The 14,976-nt window shown below is 47.2% G+C and carries 17 protein-coding genes; 7 read left to right on the top strand and 10 right to left on the bottom strand.

Features of this window, described 5'->3' with window-relative positions:
* Positions 1 to 22: 22 nt before the first annotated feature.
* Positions 23 to 760 carry a glycerophosphodiester phosphodiesterase gene (locus ACE3MZ_RS08425; protein ID WP_411345997.1) on the bottom strand — a complete coding sequence of 246 codons (738 nt, stop codon included), beginning with the start codon at positions 758 to 760 and terminating at the stop codon, positions 23 to 25.
* A gap of 713 nt (positions 761 to 1,473) precedes the next feature.
* Positions 1,474 to 2,916: a serine hydrolase gene (locus ACE3MZ_RS08420; protein WP_411345996.1), complete on the bottom strand. Its 1,443-nt coding sequence runs from the start codon at positions 2,914 to 2,916 to the stop codon at positions 1,474 to 1,476.
* Between the two features lie 396 nt (positions 2,917 to 3,312).
* Between ACE3MZ_RS08420 and ACE3MZ_RS08415 the strand changes: the two genes are divergently transcribed.
* Positions 3,313 to 3,666, top strand: coding sequence for a sigma factor-like helix-turn-helix DNA-binding protein (locus tag ACE3MZ_RS08415; RefSeq protein WP_411345995.1), 354 nt, complete (start codon positions 3,313 to 3,315; stop codon positions 3,664 to 3,666).
* Complete coding sequence (locus ACE3MZ_RS08410) at positions 3,612 to 3,830, top strand: hypothetical protein (RefSeq protein WP_411345994.1); 219 nt, start codon at positions 3,612 to 3,614, stop codon at positions 3,828 to 3,830. Before ACE3MZ_RS08415 ends, ACE3MZ_RS08410 begins: the two co-directional genes overlap by 55 nt.
* 343 nt (positions 3,831 to 4,173) lie before the next feature.
* On the opposite strand, the gene ACE3MZ_RS08405 is transcribed toward ACE3MZ_RS08410, so the two are convergent.
* From ACE3MZ_RS08405 to ACE3MZ_RS08380, 6 genes are all read right to left on the bottom strand, one after another.
* On the bottom strand, positions 4,174 to 4,767 hold the full coding sequence (locus tag ACE3MZ_RS08405) for a cupin domain-containing protein (protein ID WP_411345993.1): 594 nt from the start codon (positions 4,765 to 4,767) through the stop codon (positions 4,174 to 4,176).
* A gap of 318 nt (positions 4,768 to 5,085) precedes the next feature.
* The gene (locus ACE3MZ_RS08400; protein WP_411345992.1) at positions 5,086 to 5,589 is read right to left on the bottom strand and encodes a DinB family protein; all 504 of its coding nucleotides are present in this window, start codon (positions 5,587 to 5,589) and stop codon (positions 5,086 to 5,088) included.
* Between the two features lie 2 nt (positions 5,590 to 5,591).
* Positions 5,592 to 5,996, bottom strand: a complete 405-nt coding sequence (locus ACE3MZ_RS08395; RefSeq protein WP_411345991.1) for a DUF2500 domain-containing protein — start codon at positions 5,994 to 5,996, stop codon at positions 5,592 to 5,594.
* 36 nt (positions 5,997 to 6,032) lie between these two features.
* A complete protein-coding gene (locus ACE3MZ_RS08390; RefSeq protein WP_411345990.1) occupies positions 6,033 to 6,275 on the bottom strand; it encodes a hypothetical protein in 243 nt (80 codons plus the stop codon).
* 2 nt (positions 6,276 to 6,277) lie between these two features.
* On the bottom strand, positions 6,278 to 6,838 hold the full coding sequence (locus ACE3MZ_RS08385; protein WP_411345989.1) for a DUF1572 family protein: 561 nt from the start codon (positions 6,836 to 6,838) through the stop codon (positions 6,278 to 6,280).
* A 256-nt stretch (positions 6,839 to 7,094) separates the two neighbouring features.
* On the bottom strand, positions 7,095 to 9,062 hold the full coding sequence (locus tag ACE3MZ_RS08380) for a bifunctional 2',3'-cyclic-nucleotide 2'-phosphodiesterase/3'-nucleotidase (RefSeq protein ID WP_411345988.1): 1,968 nt from the start codon (positions 9,060 to 9,062) through the stop codon (positions 7,095 to 7,097).
* Positions 9,063 to 9,304: 242 nt separating this feature from the next.
* On the opposite strand from ACE3MZ_RS08380, the gene ACE3MZ_RS08375 reads away from it, so the two are divergent.
* From ACE3MZ_RS08375 to phnE (ACE3MZ_RS08360), 4 genes are all read left to right on the top strand, one after another.
* A complete protein-coding gene (locus ACE3MZ_RS08375) occupies positions 9,305 to 10,249 on the top strand; it encodes a phosphate/phosphite/phosphonate ABC transporter substrate-binding protein (protein WP_411345987.1) in 945 nt (314 codons plus the stop codon).
* Between the two features lie 259 nt (positions 10,250 to 10,508).
* On the top strand, positions 10,509 to 11,342 hold the full coding sequence (gene phnC / locus ACE3MZ_RS08370) for a phosphonate ABC transporter ATP-binding protein (protein WP_411345986.1): 834 nt from the start codon (positions 10,509 to 10,511) through the stop codon (positions 11,340 to 11,342).
* Entirely contained in the window at positions 11,339 to 12,136 is a 798-nt protein-coding gene (phnE, locus tag ACE3MZ_RS08365) for a phosphonate ABC transporter, permease protein PhnE (RefSeq protein WP_411345985.1), read from the top strand. The genes phnC and phnE (ACE3MZ_RS08365) overlap by 4 nt, the downstream gene beginning before the upstream one ends.
* Entirely contained in the window at positions 12,133 to 12,927 is a 795-nt protein-coding gene (gene phnE, locus ACE3MZ_RS08360) for a phosphonate ABC transporter, permease protein PhnE (RefSeq protein ID WP_411345984.1), read from the top strand. The genes phnE (ACE3MZ_RS08365) and phnE (ACE3MZ_RS08360) overlap by 4 nt, the downstream gene beginning before the upstream one ends.
* A gap of 187 nt (positions 12,928 to 13,114) precedes the next feature.
* On the opposite strand, the gene ACE3MZ_RS08355 is transcribed toward phnE (ACE3MZ_RS08360), so the two are convergent.
* Complete coding sequence (locus ACE3MZ_RS08355; protein ID WP_411345983.1) at positions 13,115 to 13,846, bottom strand: class I SAM-dependent methyltransferase; 732 nt, start codon at positions 13,844 to 13,846, stop codon at positions 13,115 to 13,117.
* Positions 13,847 to 13,998: 152 nt separating this feature from the next.
* Here ACE3MZ_RS08355 and ACE3MZ_RS08350 point away from each other — a divergent pair, with 152 nt between their 5' ends.
* Positions 13,999 to 14,385 (top strand): hypothetical protein, encoded by a 387-nt coding sequence (locus ACE3MZ_RS08350; RefSeq protein ID WP_411345982.1) that lies wholly within the window; start codon positions 13,999 to 14,001, stop codon positions 14,383 to 14,385.
* 76 nt (positions 14,386 to 14,461) lie between these two features.
* On the opposite strand, the gene ACE3MZ_RS08345 is transcribed toward ACE3MZ_RS08350, so the two are convergent.
* Positions 14,462 to 14,962 carry a tetratricopeptide repeat protein gene (locus ACE3MZ_RS08345; RefSeq protein ID WP_411345981.1) on the bottom strand — a complete coding sequence of 167 codons (501 nt, stop codon included), beginning with the start codon at positions 14,960 to 14,962 and terminating at the stop codon, positions 14,462 to 14,464.
* Between the last annotated feature and the right edge of the window lie 14 nt (positions 14,963 to 14,976).

Raw genomic sequence — 14,976 nt, 5'->3', positions numbered from 1 at the left:
ATATCCAAAATATATTTAGAAATCAGGACACTGTAGAGGACAATAATTCCGCCAAACGATCTGGATAATCGGTAATGATGCCAGCTACCCCCATCTGAATCAGCTCGCGCATCCGCTCTGGCTCATTGATCGTAAATGGATTACTGATCACGCCATGAGCTGCTGCCTGTTGCACAATCTCCTCAGTTAGAAATAGATGATACGGATGTAATGCCTCCGCTCCAACACTTTGCGCATATGCCCACGGATGATATAGATTGTCTCCATATAAAATGCCGGTGCGAATATCCGGTGCTAGCTGCTTGCATGTTGCCAGTGAATAATGGTTGAAGCTTGAAATGATCGTGCGTGCCGACAAACCGCGTTGCTGTATCGCAGCAATCACCTGCTCCTCCATACCTGTGTAAGCTTCCATGTTATTTTTCAGTTCCAGATTGAGAATGAGTTCTGTTGGAGCTGCCCAATCCAGCAATTCGTCCAACAGCGGAATCCTCTCTCCGGCAAAGGCACTATCAAACCACGAACCGGCATCCAGACGGCTGATCTCGTCATAGGTCAGGTCTTTGATCTCGCCTTGCTGTCCAGTTGTGCGTTCTACACTCTCGTCGTGGATGAGTACCAGTTTACCGTCTTTCGTGCGCTGAACATCGGTTTCGATACCGGTGGCGCCTAGTTCCAGTCCTTTTTTGAATGCTATCATTGTGTTCTCTGGGCAATAGCCAGATGCGCCGCGATGGGCATAGTTTATGATTGGGGTCATGATGGAAATGTCCTCCTTTGGGGTTGAACTGCGTTTAGAGCAGCAGTTGAGCTGAAGATTGCCGGGTGGGGCAGCAGATATGTAGTTGGATTGGTAGGGCTATGGTTTATTATGATGGTGGAATGTTTGGGCAATGTCAAATGGATGGGGGGATGGTGGAACTTGGGGGGGCTTGGGTGGGGAGCAGCAAGCACTTCGGGAAGGAATAAGGGGACGTCCTTCGGTGGAGCCGCGGGAATCTTTGGATTAGGGAGAGAAGGAAGATTCCCGCACTCCAAAGGCGTCCTTACCCCTTATTTCCTTCCCTACGTTCTGTGCTGCTTTCATCATACGAGTGAGTTCCAACTTCCACTGGGGAGAGGGGAAGTAAGGTGAAAGATTAAATTAGTTGAAAATTCGTTTATTAGAACTTTATGGATTTGAGTAGTGTTGGATGTAGTTAGAGAGTTTAAGTTGGGTAGATGAAATAAGTGATTATATACTTTGGGGAATAGTCTTATTTTTTGTTTTCGCTTTGATTTTGATTTTAGGTTTGGACTTAGTGATTATAGATTTTTTTGGTTTGGGGTGGGTGATTGTGGAGTGTTATTTGTTTTGTTTGTATTAAAAAAGCCGGGTTCTCTTCCTGTTGGGTACAGGGTTGGAGAACCTGGCTTTTTGTGGTTATTGATCGGGTTGTGATTTGATGATGCGGTTTTTTTGCTGGGTGTGGCTTATTTTACTAGGGCGTGGTTGGCTAGGGTTTGGGTTTGGGTGAGCATGGTTGCCATGTCCATTCCGTAGTGGTTGCCGAGCAGGATGACCATGACGTCGTCGTCGAGGTTGTAGGTGAATCCTGTGGCGTAGCCGGTGCCGCTGCCGTTGTGGTAAATGGTGTGTTTGCCGTCTACGTCTTTGATTAGGAAGGCGTATCCGTATGGTTTGAGTTGTGAGTACGGCGTGAACATTCTATCGATCGTGGACTGGCTCAGGATGGTGTGGTTGGCAAATGATTTGTACCACTTCATCATGTCATCCAGACTGGAATAGAATGTGCCTGTGCCGGATTGGGACCAGTAATAGCCTGCGGTTGACCAATCGCTAGTTTTTTTGTCTTGGATAAAGCCGGAGATCGTTTTGGTTGCAGACGTTGCTTCGCCAGTATCCTTCATGTTCAGCGGATCAAGGAACGTTTGCTGAATGTATTGACCGTACGATTCGCCAGAGACGAGCTGTACGATGTATGCCAGCAATACATACCCCTGATTGCTATAGTTAAACGTTGTTCCGGGTTCAAAGCGCAGTGGCTTTGTTTTGATCTCGTTGACCGTATCTTCCAATGTCGTGCCTTCGCCGCGGGTAAAGTTGGAGTTGAAGCCTGCGGTGTGGGACAGCAGCATATGCACAGTAATCTCGTCACCGCGCGGGAAGTCTGGGATGTACTTGGTCAGCTTGTCGTCAAGACTGATTTTGCCTTCTTCGATCAGCTTCATAACCGACGACGCGGTAAAGGATTTGCTGAGCGAAGCGATACGAGAAATGCCGTCCGGGCTAGTCGTTTTGTTGACGCCAGACAGACCGTATCCTTTTTTCAGGACAACTTTGCCTTTGTATTCAACAAGCGCCAGACCAGAATAGTTCTGGTTTTGCAAATACGTATCTACACTTTTAACCGAATTGGACATGACCGTGTCTTGATCCGGTGTAAGCTCAATGGTTGCCAGTTCCGGTGTGGAATTGAGCGTTAGCTTCGCTTTGAACGCATCTGCCAAAAAGCGTGCAGGCACCATCATCGTGCCGTACACATTGCGTGATACTTCAGGCATATCGAGTGAATATCCGTCCAGTGTGATTTTGGAAGTATTCGGTGTGTGCACGATGGTGTCTCCGTTGTTATACATCACAACCGAGTGCGTCGATGCATCCCATGTTGCCTGTGCTCCCAGTTCTTTTGCCGCTTCGCGCAGCGGAACCATTGTCGTTCCGTTCATGACAAAGGGTGCTGTCGACCAATCGATGCTTTTGCCGCCAATGGTAATGACCGCCGGTTTCTCGCTGGATGCCGCCTGTACCTGTGGTGCCACATGCGGTGCAGCTCCTACCGATACGGTCAGTGCCGCTGTAACGACCAATTTGGTAGCAAACGCCAGACCGGGGCCTTTTGTTCTAAATTTCATAGCCATGATGTCCTCCCAGTTCAATGTAGCAATGTTTCCATGCCCGTACGCCGATGAATACAGCAGTTTCTATTATAGAGGTCATGCCTTTGCAGAAGCAAGACTATGCTGGAAGATACCCTTTCTAACATTGTAAAGATGGGACGGCGGTCATGCTTCCTCTTCGGATGCCGGTAGATCAGCCATATCATTGTACGCATCTCTGCGGCAAAAGTTGTGTTTTTCGCGCAAATTCAGATAACGATTATGTTCTGTGTTTATTTTCGGTCAATCTTCGATTTCGCTTTAATTATATGTAAATTTTTATTTATAAAGTTGTATTTTTCCTTTTTTGATTACCATTATCTTTGAACGTTCACAGCTTCACTGATCTTATCATCCGAAAGGAGATGCCTCATGTCGTTATCCATATCCAGTCCTACGTATGAGAAATACAAAGCCGAACTCCGACGCATTGCCTGGAGGATGCAATACCGTAGTCGTACACGGATCAACCGGGAATTGCCGCTATTGTATGACGTATCGTATTCGCCACCATTTACAGACGAGACGGACAATCGTCTATGGATACAGCAATTGATTCAGTCGTTACCGGAAGGCATGGAACAGCAAGTCATGACCGCCCTGTTCGTCCGTGATCTAACGGAAAAACAGGTAGCTGCACACTATCATATTTCCCAACAGGCGGTGAGCAAATGGAAAAAGAAAGCATTACAAACGATATGTCGGAAGATGCAATCTGCCAATTGATCCAGCAGGCTTCTGTACAACCAAACGCGGCAGCAATGGAAAAGCTGCTGCGTCTTTTTGAGCCGGATATGATCCAGTTTGCCCGGTATATCCGCATGCCGTCGGAAGATGCATTGCAAGCATTGAAATTGGCGTTAATTGAGCTGGTGTTAAGCGGATTTTAGTTCACCATGTATTGACCTATAGCCTATCGTATGCGATGTATAGGAAGATGTGTATCAGACAACAGGTCAGACCATTTCCCGCGTAGCATTGAACGGGATGGATGGGAATGACCTGTTGTTATTTGTTATTTATTATTTGAATAGAACAGATACATGGTGTGGAGTACAAAATCCACTTCCGCTTTCTGTTTCTTTTTCTATTTCTATTTCTATTTCTATTTCTAATCTTACTTCCACTAGAATATTCTTTCCAAATAGGTGTGTATGTAAAAACCAGCCCGTTCCGATACAACATGATCGGAACGGGCTGGTTTACTATCATTCTATGCAAGCTCTTGCTGTTTTATTTGCGTGTATGCCCTTTATCTTTGTCATCCTGTGGACGTGGATCATTGTCAGTGTCGGTTCCGACTTTGAGCGTATCGTTCGTTTCGTTATTGGATGGACCGATGACGATCGTACCGTCGATGTTGGAGATCAGCTGCTCATAATCGCCAGCTGGCATGCTGTATGCCATCTCCATCACTTCGCCCGGCGTAAAGCGCAGAATGTCCGAGCCTGCGACTGTAGTTGGTTCGTTGTTGTTAAACACGACCAGAATATGCGTTTTCTCAGTCAATGGTACGATCCAGTGCCAGTAGCCTTGCGGGATGTACAGAACATCGCGTGGTTTGAGATGGTACTTTTGCAGCTGTTTGTAGATCGGATCAAAGATGACAAATTCCAGTTCGCCTTCGATCACATAATCGTATTCACCTGCATTGGGATGCCAGTGCGGTTCACGAATATTGCCTTTGGTCATGTACAGATCGGTAGAAGCAACACCTTCCAGCGATGGTAATTGACCAACATTCGTCTCATAACCTACATTGTCAGCATTGCGGCGAAACAGTACGTTTCCTTGTGTGTTGAATTTTAAGTTTGGTGATCCTGCCATTGTGATGTCCACCCTTCGATTATCATCATGTCAGGAAGGAAAGGGAACCTTCAGCAGCCGATCGTTCCCGGATCGTATGCTGCTGTCGTTTCGCTCCTGCACTAGTATGGTAATGGGGGCTAGAAACGTACAACCAGTCAGGCAAACTTTTTTATAACATTATGATCAATATAGCTGTATGACAAGCAGCTTAGGAAGTTCTGCTGTGCTAACGCGCTGTATACTGAGCAAGATCATACAAGTTACTGTAGCATGTTACCATTTCCCCCGTTATGACTTCATGGAAAGGTAGCCGCAGCTGCATATCGTTCTACATCATCATTGATTCGTCTCAGGCGATGTATGACCTAGACCGCGGCGGATCAGATTCGCAGTAACCGGCTTGCGATCCATCATGCGTGCCCAGATCGACAATTGACCAATATGATGAATCTCATGCGCAATGACATGGCGTATCACTTCGCCGTACGTATGCGTTTCTACTTGACCATCTGGTCCAGAATCTTGCAATTCCCGGTCTTCCAGCTCCGGGTGCCAATGAGATACCACTTCTGCCACCTGTGGATGCAGACGTCGGGACAATTCTTCTACTTGAGCCAGCGAACGATATTGTTCAAAGGATTCGTCAAAATAAGACGGATGCACCTGCTGCTTCAGATCGGTCATCCAGTTATATTCCACTTCCACAATATGAAATAACGTTTTCAAAAAACTGCCCATTCCGCCAACGCGTTCGCTTAGCAATTCTTCCTCTGGCAATTCACGGCACCAGTCAAACCAATCCTGACGCACTTGCCAGTTGTACTCAAATAACATGTTCATTGCTACACGATCCTTTCAAATGTTTTGAACCAGCTGCCCTGATGCGTCAGCTGACCGTTATCCCCTTCGGCAATGACGCCGTAGTCTTCCCCCGGCACTTCCAGCTCGACACGCGAACGATCCTGCTTTTCAAAAGTAATATAATAGTATGTAGATGCGCTGCTATTGCTACTTCCTCTTACATGCTGGCGCTTGCCACTCACGATGACGGGTTCGGTCAACACATCCTGCGAGCGATTGCGCAGCCACTGCGTAAGCGTCTGCACAAAGCCAATCACGAACAGACTTACTAGCATCAGCAGAACAACAACGAATGGAATGACAAAATAAAGCGGCGCATCCTCCAACAAATCCAGCAAACCGCCTATCACTCCATCGCCCATCCAGTCTCCGATGGAATCGTTCATATCTGTATCGCCTCCTCTTGTCCCAACACCTCCTGCTTATTCAAACACATGATATACGTACAGCTTGCCTGGCATACTACGCTGATCAGGATCATAGATTTGCGCGCCCAGCAGCTGTTCCACCGTTAATGTCAAAATAAACTTTTGCAACTCGCGTTGATTGTCAAACTGCAAGCGCAGCGGCTGACTCTCATCATCGGTTAATTGAATATCCCACGTCGGTGCTTCGATCACCTCGGCATCCTGTTTCTTGTTCCATAGCTGATTCCATTTGCTCATTCTTAGACTTCCTCCGTAAAATGACGTCGTACCGGCGGTGCGGCAAATTTCTTTTCATTATAATCATTCGACTGGCGCTTCGGGATCGACAGACTATCCCAACTACCATGTTTGAGCATTTTGGCAATATATACGATCTGACCGACATGATACGGATAATGACAGAGCTGACGGTTGATCGCTTCCAGCGCGGTATGCCCTTCATTGCGAATATAAATGATCTGCTCCAACTGTTCCGGCTGCATGTGCTCCAACGTCTGAATGAGACAATCCCAGCCTTGCTGCCAGCGCTGCCATACCTGCTCTGGATCTGCTGTATCGTCTTCAAATTCATCATCCCGGTTACGCCATTCCTTCTCCCCGTCGCTGGTCAAAAAGTCTGTCCAGCGCGACAGCATATTGCCATGCAAATGCTTCACAATGACAGCGATGCTATTACTATCTTCGTTTGGCGATACAAACCATTGCTCCGGCTCCAGCTGACGCATCGCCTTTTCACCCAGTGTGCGGTAATACATAAACTGTTTAATAATACTGTCCAATATTGCAGGTTGCTGGCTCATGAGCATTCACCTCATCATAGGATAGGTATGTAGAGACCGATAATCCATATTCCTCACTGCGCTTACAGTTTTTCCTGATATTACAACCGAAAAACTTACTGTTAATCATACGTGTTTCAGCATGACGATACAAGCATCGCTGTGCCCTATTTACGGCAAAAAGCACTTCATGCCATGAAAGGGCTGAAGTGCTTTGCAACAGGTTGATCTTGCACAATCTCGCTGCTGATCGGAAGATGTTCTATTCAGCTGATCACTATTTTGCACATGAAGAATGAGAAAACGGTTTTAAAATAAAAGCATAGCGGGCAAATCCGTTATCTTGCTCACCGATCCACACAATGGATGATTCTTTTTCCAGTTGATAACGTGCTTGTGGAGAAGACGAAAATACGACCGTTGTACTCACATTTGACGATACCAATTGCCAGTTATGATCTGCAATCGGAGCAATGCTGCTGCGCCGCCGAATATATTCGGTTAATACCTCTCGGTTCTCGATTCCAGCATCTACGATAACACGTTGACCATCAGGATTGACAAGGGCAGTCGAATACGCGCGATAATGATTGGTCGCAACGGCGAATATCCTTTCTTTCTCCAACGGTTGCCCTTGATATGTCAGCTGTACAATTCGATAACTATGAGGATTCAACATATTACCTTCGACATCATAACGCGGTGGCTGACTTACATCAATCACATACTCCAGCCCATCGATCACATCAAACTGAAACGGCGAAAATGCCGAATCAATCAATTCCTGTCCTTCTTTCCCCGGTACAATCGTATGATATAATCCCGCACACCATTCCAACCACTCCCTGATCTCCGCTCCACTCACGCGTACGATGCACAATGTATTGGCATAACTATAAATGTCCGACATATGCCGCAGATGCAGCGGTCCGACCGGAATATCAGTATAATGCGCCGGACCGTAACGCCCGCCTGTCTTAAATGGAGAAGCTGCCGACAGTAACGGTAAATGGGCATATGGCGTATCATTCAGCAGCGCAGCAGCAGCTTCGGTCTGGGCATGATTAATAAGCTGCACCACCGCGGAATCTTCTACTAAGGCGCTATAACTGTGCAGCGGTTGTAGCAGTTCACCGACAGGCGTGTGAATATACTGCAATGTACGTTCATGGGCTTCCTGCGCCGCCTGTTCGAGCGCAGCGTCCGGCTGGATCGAAGCGCGTGCACCAGATGTCTCGCTGGATGGATTCACAAGTGCGCGCACATGCCCTTTACTATGCTCTACATGCCAGCGCAGTTCTTGATCACCCTGTTCGGCAACCAGCTCCAGATCGATGATTCCGAGATGACTCCCCCATACGCCCGGCTCAACAGCAGGAATGCCATGAATATGCCCTTGCTGCCAATCGACACCGGGACGTCCGGCGAATTCCCCACTTGGAAACACCTTATGCGCATGTCCGAAAATGATCGCGTCCACACCCGGTATTCGGCTGAGCGGCAATACCGCATTTTCGCCAATAGCCGGTGAATCTTCCTCGGCATATCCGCAATGTGCCAGCAGGATGACGATGTCCGCCCCAGCTTGCTTTACCTGAGTTACTGCATCGCTCGCTGCTTCTACCATATCCGTTGCATATACGCGACCTTCGAGATGACTACGATCCCAATTCATAATCTGCGGCGGCACCACACCAACGATGCCAATGCGTAGCTCTGCGGTTTGTCCCTGTGTACCAGTTAACGTGCGATAGAGTAGAAGATACGGCGATAACAACGTCTGCGGCTGCTCTTCCTGCACACGATACACATTGGCATTTGTATAAGGAAACTCTGCGCCGGCGAGACACTGCTCCAGATAATCCAATCCATAATTGAATTCATGATTGCCGACAGTTGCCGCATCATACTGAAGCATATTCATGAGCTTAATGAATGGATGAACCCCTTCACCAGTCTGCTTATCCTGCCAGTACCGTTCAGCTGCTGCATAATCACCGAGCGGATTCCCCTGTAAAATATCCCCATTATCCAGCAGAATATGATTGATACATTCCGACCGCGCTGCATGGATCAACGTTGCTGTACGCGACAATCCCATACTGTCCGTTTCCAGATCACGATCATAATCATATCCAGTTAGACTCACATGTAGATCGGTAGTCGCCATAATTCGTAAGGCATATGTACCGGACGAAGAAGACTGCTGTATCAACGATTTTGGTATAAAAGAAGATGAATTCACATGTATACTTCCTTTCTATCTATTATTCCATCAAACGGGCTAACCGTACCATATGAACATCAGAACAGTGTAAACAATGTTATTTCTATACTGGGGCTATTTTACAGTTTTCTAACACAAATCAACGGTACGTTTGACCCTTCGCTTTTCGAACGCTGGTAGAATACGAATTGTGACTGTGACAACATCGTTCACGCATTACATAGTTTCATTATTTTATTACATCCTAGGGGGAAATCAAGTTGTTCAAAAAAGTAGTAGCACTCGGCATGACTCTGGCTCTAGCGGCTGGATTGACCGCATGCGGAGGCAATAGCTCCACATCCGCAAACTCCACCGCTGCCGGCAGTACCGCCTATGTGCCGACAGAATTGAAAGTACAATTCGTCCCATCTCAAAATGCCGAAACACTGGAAGCCAAAGCCAAACCACTGGAAAAACTGCTCGGTGACAAGCTCGGTATTCCAGTTAGTGTATCCGTATCGCCAGATTACAATACGATTGTAGAAGCGATGGCTTCCAAACAAGTCGATGTCGGCTTCCTGCCGCCTAACGCTTACGTACTCGCACATGACAATCGTAAAGCTGCCGATCTGTTGCTGCAAGCACAGCGCTATGGCGTGAACGATGAAACTGGTCAACCGACTACCGATAAAGTGAATTACTACAAATCGATGATTCTGGTAAAAAAGGATTCACCGATTCAATCGCTAGCAGATCTGAAAGGCAAAAAAGTCGGCTGGCAGGATGTGACTTCTTCCGCTGGTTATGTATTCCCAGCTGCTGAGCTGAAACAAGCTGGCGTTGATCCAGATACCGATGTACAAGGCGTAACGATCAAAGGTCATGACGCTGCTGTTATGGCATTATTAAACGGTCAGGTGGATGCAGTTGCAGTCTTCCAAGATGCACGCAACACTGTGAAAAAAGACGTACCGGACGTATTTGACCAGACGCGCGTCCTGCACTTCTCCGCACCGATTCCAAACGATACGATCAGCGTCCGTTCCGACATGGATCAAGCATGGAGAGATAAAATCAGTCAGGCGTTTATCGATATCGGTAATGATCCAGAAGGACAAAAAGTCATCGAAGAAATCTATACCCACGTCGGTTACGAAAAAGGCGATGACAAAAACTTTGATCCGGTTCGCGAATATGCCAAAGAAGTCGGTCAGGCACAATAATTCTGTATAGCGTTGATAGCACCTACCACCATCAAGCATATCCAACACAGCAGATACTATGGCTGCACCAAACATGACTACCAAGACAGCATCGTCCTTGTTTTGCGGGCGGTGCTGTCTGCTGTTGAACTGTTCATGTTTCTATTCTAGTTCTGGTTCTATTTCTACAACATCAATGATAAACAACATCTTATTGTAGACTGCTGCAAGTTGTATCCTCTCTTTATATAGAAAATCTGGAAATGAAAGTTGGGTTTGCATGATTGAATTTCAAAATGTATCCAAAGTATACCCGAACGGAACGCGCGGTCTGAATCAGATTAACCTTACAATTAACAAAGGAGAACTGGTCGTGATCGTCGGTCTGTCCGGCGCAGGCAAGTCGACATTACTGCGTTCAATTAACCGTCTGCACGATATTAGTGAAGGTAATATTGTGATCAATGGACAATCGATCACTACAGCGTCCGGTTCCGGTCTACGCCGAATCCGTCGCGGGATCGGCATGATTTTTCAAAGCTTTAATCTTGTCAAACGCTCGACCGTACTGCGCAATGTATTATCTGGACGAGTAGGTCATCATTCTACACTGCGCACCGTGCTTGGTCTGTTTCCAGCTGAGGATACCGCGCTGGCAATGGATGCATTGGAGCGTGTAAATATTCGCGATAAAGCCTACAGCCGCGCCGATCAGCTATCCGGCGGTCAGCAGCAGCGGGTATCCATTGCTCGTGCGCTGGCACAACAACCACAAATCATTCTCGCCGACGAGCCAGTCGCTTCGCTTGATCCGCTAACCACACGGCAGGTGATGGATGACTTGCAGCGTATTAATCGTGAATTGAAGATTACGACGATTATTAATTTGCATTTTATTGATCTGGCGCGTGAATATGCGACTCGGATTATTGGGCTGCGTGCAGGGGAAGTTGTATTTGACGGCACACCGGCAGAAGCGACAGACGATGTGTTTGCCCATATTTATGGACGGGCGATTCATCGCGATGAGGTGCTGGGCGATCATCCACCTGGCGATGATGTAATATCCGTTATTCCGGGTAAACCGGGTGTGACGGCAGGTGGAATGCAATGAGTATGGGAACCACAGGTACGTCCATCACGCCTGTCGCACCGCCCAAGTATAAGCGATATGCTACGTGGGGGCTGTTCATCGCTCTGCTGATCGTTTGCTCCATTCAGACGGAAGTTACGCCGTATCAGTTGATTCGTGGGTTACCACAAATGGGCATTTTGCTAGCTGAAATGGTGCCACCGGATTGGAGTTATTTTCCGAAAATCTGGGAGCCTATGGTCGAAACGCTGCAAATCGCACTCGTTGGCACGATGCTGGGCGGACTGCTGGCGATTCCATTTGCCCTGCTGTGTGCATATAATGTCACGCCCAACAGATCCGTTGCGATACCAGTGCGCTTGATTCTGAATCTGGTACGTACTGTGCCGGATCTGCTGTTTGCAGCAATCTTTGTCGCTGTATTCGGAATTGGACCATTTGCAGGGATGCTGGCGATTTTGTTCTTTTCGTTCGGTCTGATTGCCAAGCTGACGTTTGAAGCGATTGAGTCGATTGATCCGGGTCCGCTCGAAGCGATGACAGCAGTGGGAGCCAATCGAGTGCAGTTGATCGTATTCGGTGTGATTCCGCAGGCGCTGCCGTATTATATGTCGTATTTGCTGTATGCATTTGAAGTGAATGTACGTGCGGCATCTGTACTCGGTCTCGTTGGCGCAGGCGGAATCGGCTTGCTATTGGACCGCTCGCTTGGTCTGTTCCGCTATGATCGAGCAGCGATGATTATTTTACTAACGCTCGTTATTGTGCTTGTGATTGATTATGCCAGTACGGTTGTACGGAGGAAATTGCTATGAATGTGTGGTCTGCTCGTCCGCTCTGGCATCGTCTGCGCCCGTGGGTATGGGTCGCTATTCTGGTGGCAGTGTATATCTGGGCGTTTAACGGTTTGAACTTTGAAGGATTTCAATCTACTGCCAAGACGGTGTCGCTATCGATTGTAGATGGCTTTATGCATCCCGATTGGAATTATGTGTACGATCCAGCGGGAGAGGATCTGCTACGCGGATTGCTGGATACGCTAATTATTTCTATTCTTGGTACGTTTATCTCTGCTTTTCTCTGTATCCCGTTTGCGTTCTGGGCAGCGGCAAATATGAGTAAGCTGCGCGCCATCTCCGGTGGTGGCAAGGTTGTATTGAGCGTAATCCGCGTATTCCCGGAAATGATCGTTGCGATTTTATTTATCAAAGCGGTTGGTCCTGGCTCCTTTGCCGGTGTGCTGGCGCTGGGCGTTCATTCGGTCGGTATGCTTGCCAAGCTGTATGCAGAATCGATTGAAAGTATCGATACAGGTCCGTCTGAAGCATTGACTGCTGCCGGTGCCAGCAAGCTGCAAATATTGTGGTTTGCTGTTCTGCCGCAGGTTATTCCACAATTCTTCTCGTATGCGTTGTATCGATTCGAGATCAATATGCGCTCTGCCACCACACTTGGTTTGGTCGGCGCAGGCGGGATCGGTACACCATTGCTGTTCGCCTTGCAGATGCGTAACTGGAACCGCGTTGGAGTGATTTTGCTAGGGATTATTGTTCTGGTTATTTTGACGGATTGGATATCTGGTTGGATTCGCAAGCGCATCGTTTGATGCTGGATTGCTGAGCGCTAGAATGGTACTATGGGGAACATCAAAAAGCTTTGTATCGTGTCCTGTGATAGGAACGCGGTACAAAGCTTCTTCTATTTATATAATGATAGCAAATCTCAATCTCTACGCATCACGCTCATTGTAAAAATTGATTTTGTGATATGCAACAATTGGCTCTGCATCTTAGTTACGATTCCTTGCTTGCTGCAATGACTACAAATGACGGTTTGCGCAGCTCGTGGATCAGCTGAGGCATGTTCTCTAAGCCTTCTGGAATCGGCTCTGGTTCCAACACTGCATCCAAGCGCAATCCGCTCTGGATTACTCCATTGATCAGCGTAGCCATCGTCCGATGATACGTAATGACCCCATCCACTACCCAGTGTGAATATCGAATACCCTGCTGACTGTAATGATCCACCGCATAATATAGCCGCTCTCCCTGCTCATTCTTGATCCAGCCGTCTTTATCCAGCTTGGCGGTTACGATGGGATGCTCAGTCGAGAATACAATCTTACCGCCATCCTTCAGCCAGTAGGCAATCTTGTGCATGAGTGGTTCGTACTGTTCTATATAATGCAGTGCCAAGGAACTAACGATTACATCAAAAGAATTTCCCGGGAAATCCAATTCTTCCATCGGTGCCTGCATATACGTAATCTGCTCATGTTGTGGTGCGCGCCCTAGCATACTGGCAGATATATCCGTACCCGTAATATGTGCAGCACCCTGCTCCAGCAAATAAACAGCCAATTGCCCGGAGCCACAGCCCAGATCCAGCACTATTTTCCCTTCCAACGATGGCAGCAATGAACGCAATGCCGGTTGCTCCACAAATTCATTATACGTAATGCCTGAATCGCGCATCTTACTGTAATACTCAAAAAATTCCGGGTTGTCATACAAATTCTGTTTCATGATTGGTTGCTCCTTTCCGTTAATTAGCAAATGGATCATACTATGTAGTCTGCTATTCCAATGTTCAGACGCATCTGCTGGATTATAAGTTTCAAATATCTGGAATCTACAGTGTATACACGTATTCTACATCCTCGATCAACCTTAGGTAAATGACTGATTCAGCCTGCGGACGGATGCAATCCCCTGCTCACTCTGGTATGTTGGAACAAAAGCAGGCAATCCAGACCGAGGTGACTTTTGTGAAAAAGCGCATACTACAGATCATCGCCCTGACTGTTATCGTTATCATTGCTGCAACCTTTGTATACCGCAGTGGCATTCAAACCGTAGAAGGTACATATCAGGTGATTGGCGTGAACGATAAAGGAATTATTATTCAACTTGGCGACAAGACACAGGCAGTGCATACAACAGGTGACATTATTCAGATCATTCAGTTGGATCATTATTATGATCTTCGTTTTGAAAAGGCTCCTTTGCAGTCGCCGCAGTTGGACTATATTCGTCTCAACGCAAATAAAAGCCAGTCATCGTAACAATCGTTCCGGATGACTGGCTTTCTATTATATTCGTACATTTATATTCGTACATTTTGCAGAGTGTGTATACGTGTTAGTCCCACACTTGATCTAGCTTATCCGCGTAAAAGCGCAGCGCTTTGCCATATTGGGCAATGCCTGCATCGGAAGTAGTCGCTGCCAATTGTTCCAGCAGAATACCGATCGCATCAGCCGATTTGTCCAGATTGTACAATGTCATCGCATAAAAGACCTGCAATTCCCGCCGCTCGGGATACTGTGCAATGGCTTGTTCTAATAGCTGCTGTGAATCTTCATATCGTCCCAATGTGCGATATGTACTGCCCAATCCAAGCATCGCATCTGGACGATCCTCACCGGTCAGACCATGTTGTAGTGCCTGCTCATAATACGGCACCGCCTGACGCTCTAACCCTAGATTGTCGCAAGTCCATGCCAACTGATATAGCACATCCGGTTGCTGTGGATATTGCTGTAATAGCTGCTCCAATGCTGTCTTCGCTTGCTCTGCCTGCCCACTGCTACGTAGCTCAGCAGCGTATTGGATTGATTGTTCCAACGTTAGATTCATCATGATGCTTCTCCGTA

The organism is Paenibacillus sp. WLX1005, assembly GCF_046603685.1.
GTDB lineage: Bacteria > Bacillota > Bacilli > Paenibacillales > Paenibacillaceae > Saccharibacillus.
This window is presented reverse-complemented; position numbering and strand designations above follow the sequence as displayed.

Excerpts from the sequence above, each read along its gene's own strand:
- phnE (WP_411345985.1), top strand. The coding sequence starts at position 11,339 with ATGAGTATGGGAACCACAGGTACGTCCATCACGCCTGTCGCACCGCCC.
- ACE3MZ_RS08410 (WP_411345994.1), top strand. The coding sequence starts at position 3,612 with ATGGAAAAAGAAAGCATTACAAACGATATGTCGGAAGATGCAATCTGC.
- ACE3MZ_RS08390 (WP_411345990.1), bottom strand. The coding sequence starts at position 6,275 with ATGAGCAAATGGAATCAGCTATGGAACAAGAAACAGGATGCCGAGGTG.
- ACE3MZ_RS08395 (WP_411345991.1), bottom strand. The coding sequence starts at position 5,996 with ATGAACGATTCCATCGGAGACTGGATGGGCGATGGAGTGATAGGCGGT.
- ACE3MZ_RS08400 (WP_411345992.1), bottom strand. The coding sequence starts at position 5,589 with ATGAACATGTTATTTGAGTACAACTGGCAAGTGCGTCAGGATTGGTTT.
- ACE3MZ_RS08425 (WP_411345997.1), bottom strand. The coding sequence starts at position 760 with ATGACCCCAATCATAAACTATGCCCATCGCGGCGCATCTGGCTATTGC.
- ACE3MZ_RS08355 (WP_411345983.1), bottom strand. The coding sequence starts at position 13,846 with ATGAAACAGAATTTGTATGACAACCCGGAATTTTTTGAGTATTACAGT.
- ACE3MZ_RS08415 (WP_411345995.1), top strand. The coding sequence starts at position 3,313 with ATGTCGTTATCCATATCCAGTCCTACGTATGAGAAATACAAAGCCGAA.
- phnC (WP_411345986.1), top strand. The coding sequence starts at position 10,509 with ATGATTGAATTTCAAAATGTATCCAAAGTATACCCGAACGGAACGCGC.
- ACE3MZ_RS08350 (WP_411345982.1), top strand. The coding sequence starts at position 13,999 with ATGACTGATTCAGCCTGCGGACGGATGCAATCCCCTGCTCACTCTGGT.
- ACE3MZ_RS08385 (WP_411345989.1), bottom strand. The coding sequence starts at position 6,838 with ATGAGCCAGCAACCTGCAATATTGGACAGTATTATTAAACAGTTTATG.
- ACE3MZ_RS08405 (WP_411345993.1), bottom strand. The coding sequence starts at position 4,767 with ATGGCAGGATCACCAAACTTAAAATTCAACACACAAGGAAACGTACTG.
- ACE3MZ_RS08345 (WP_411345981.1), bottom strand. The coding sequence starts at position 14,962 with ATGATGAATCTAACGTTGGAACAATCAATCCAATACGCTGCTGAGCTA.
- phnE (WP_411345984.1), top strand. The coding sequence starts at position 12,133 with ATGAATGTGTGGTCTGCTCGTCCGCTCTGGCATCGTCTGCGCCCGTGG.
- ACE3MZ_RS08420 (WP_411345996.1), bottom strand. The coding sequence starts at position 2,916 with ATGAAATTTAGAACAAAAGGCCCCGGTCTGGCGTTTGCTACCAAATTG.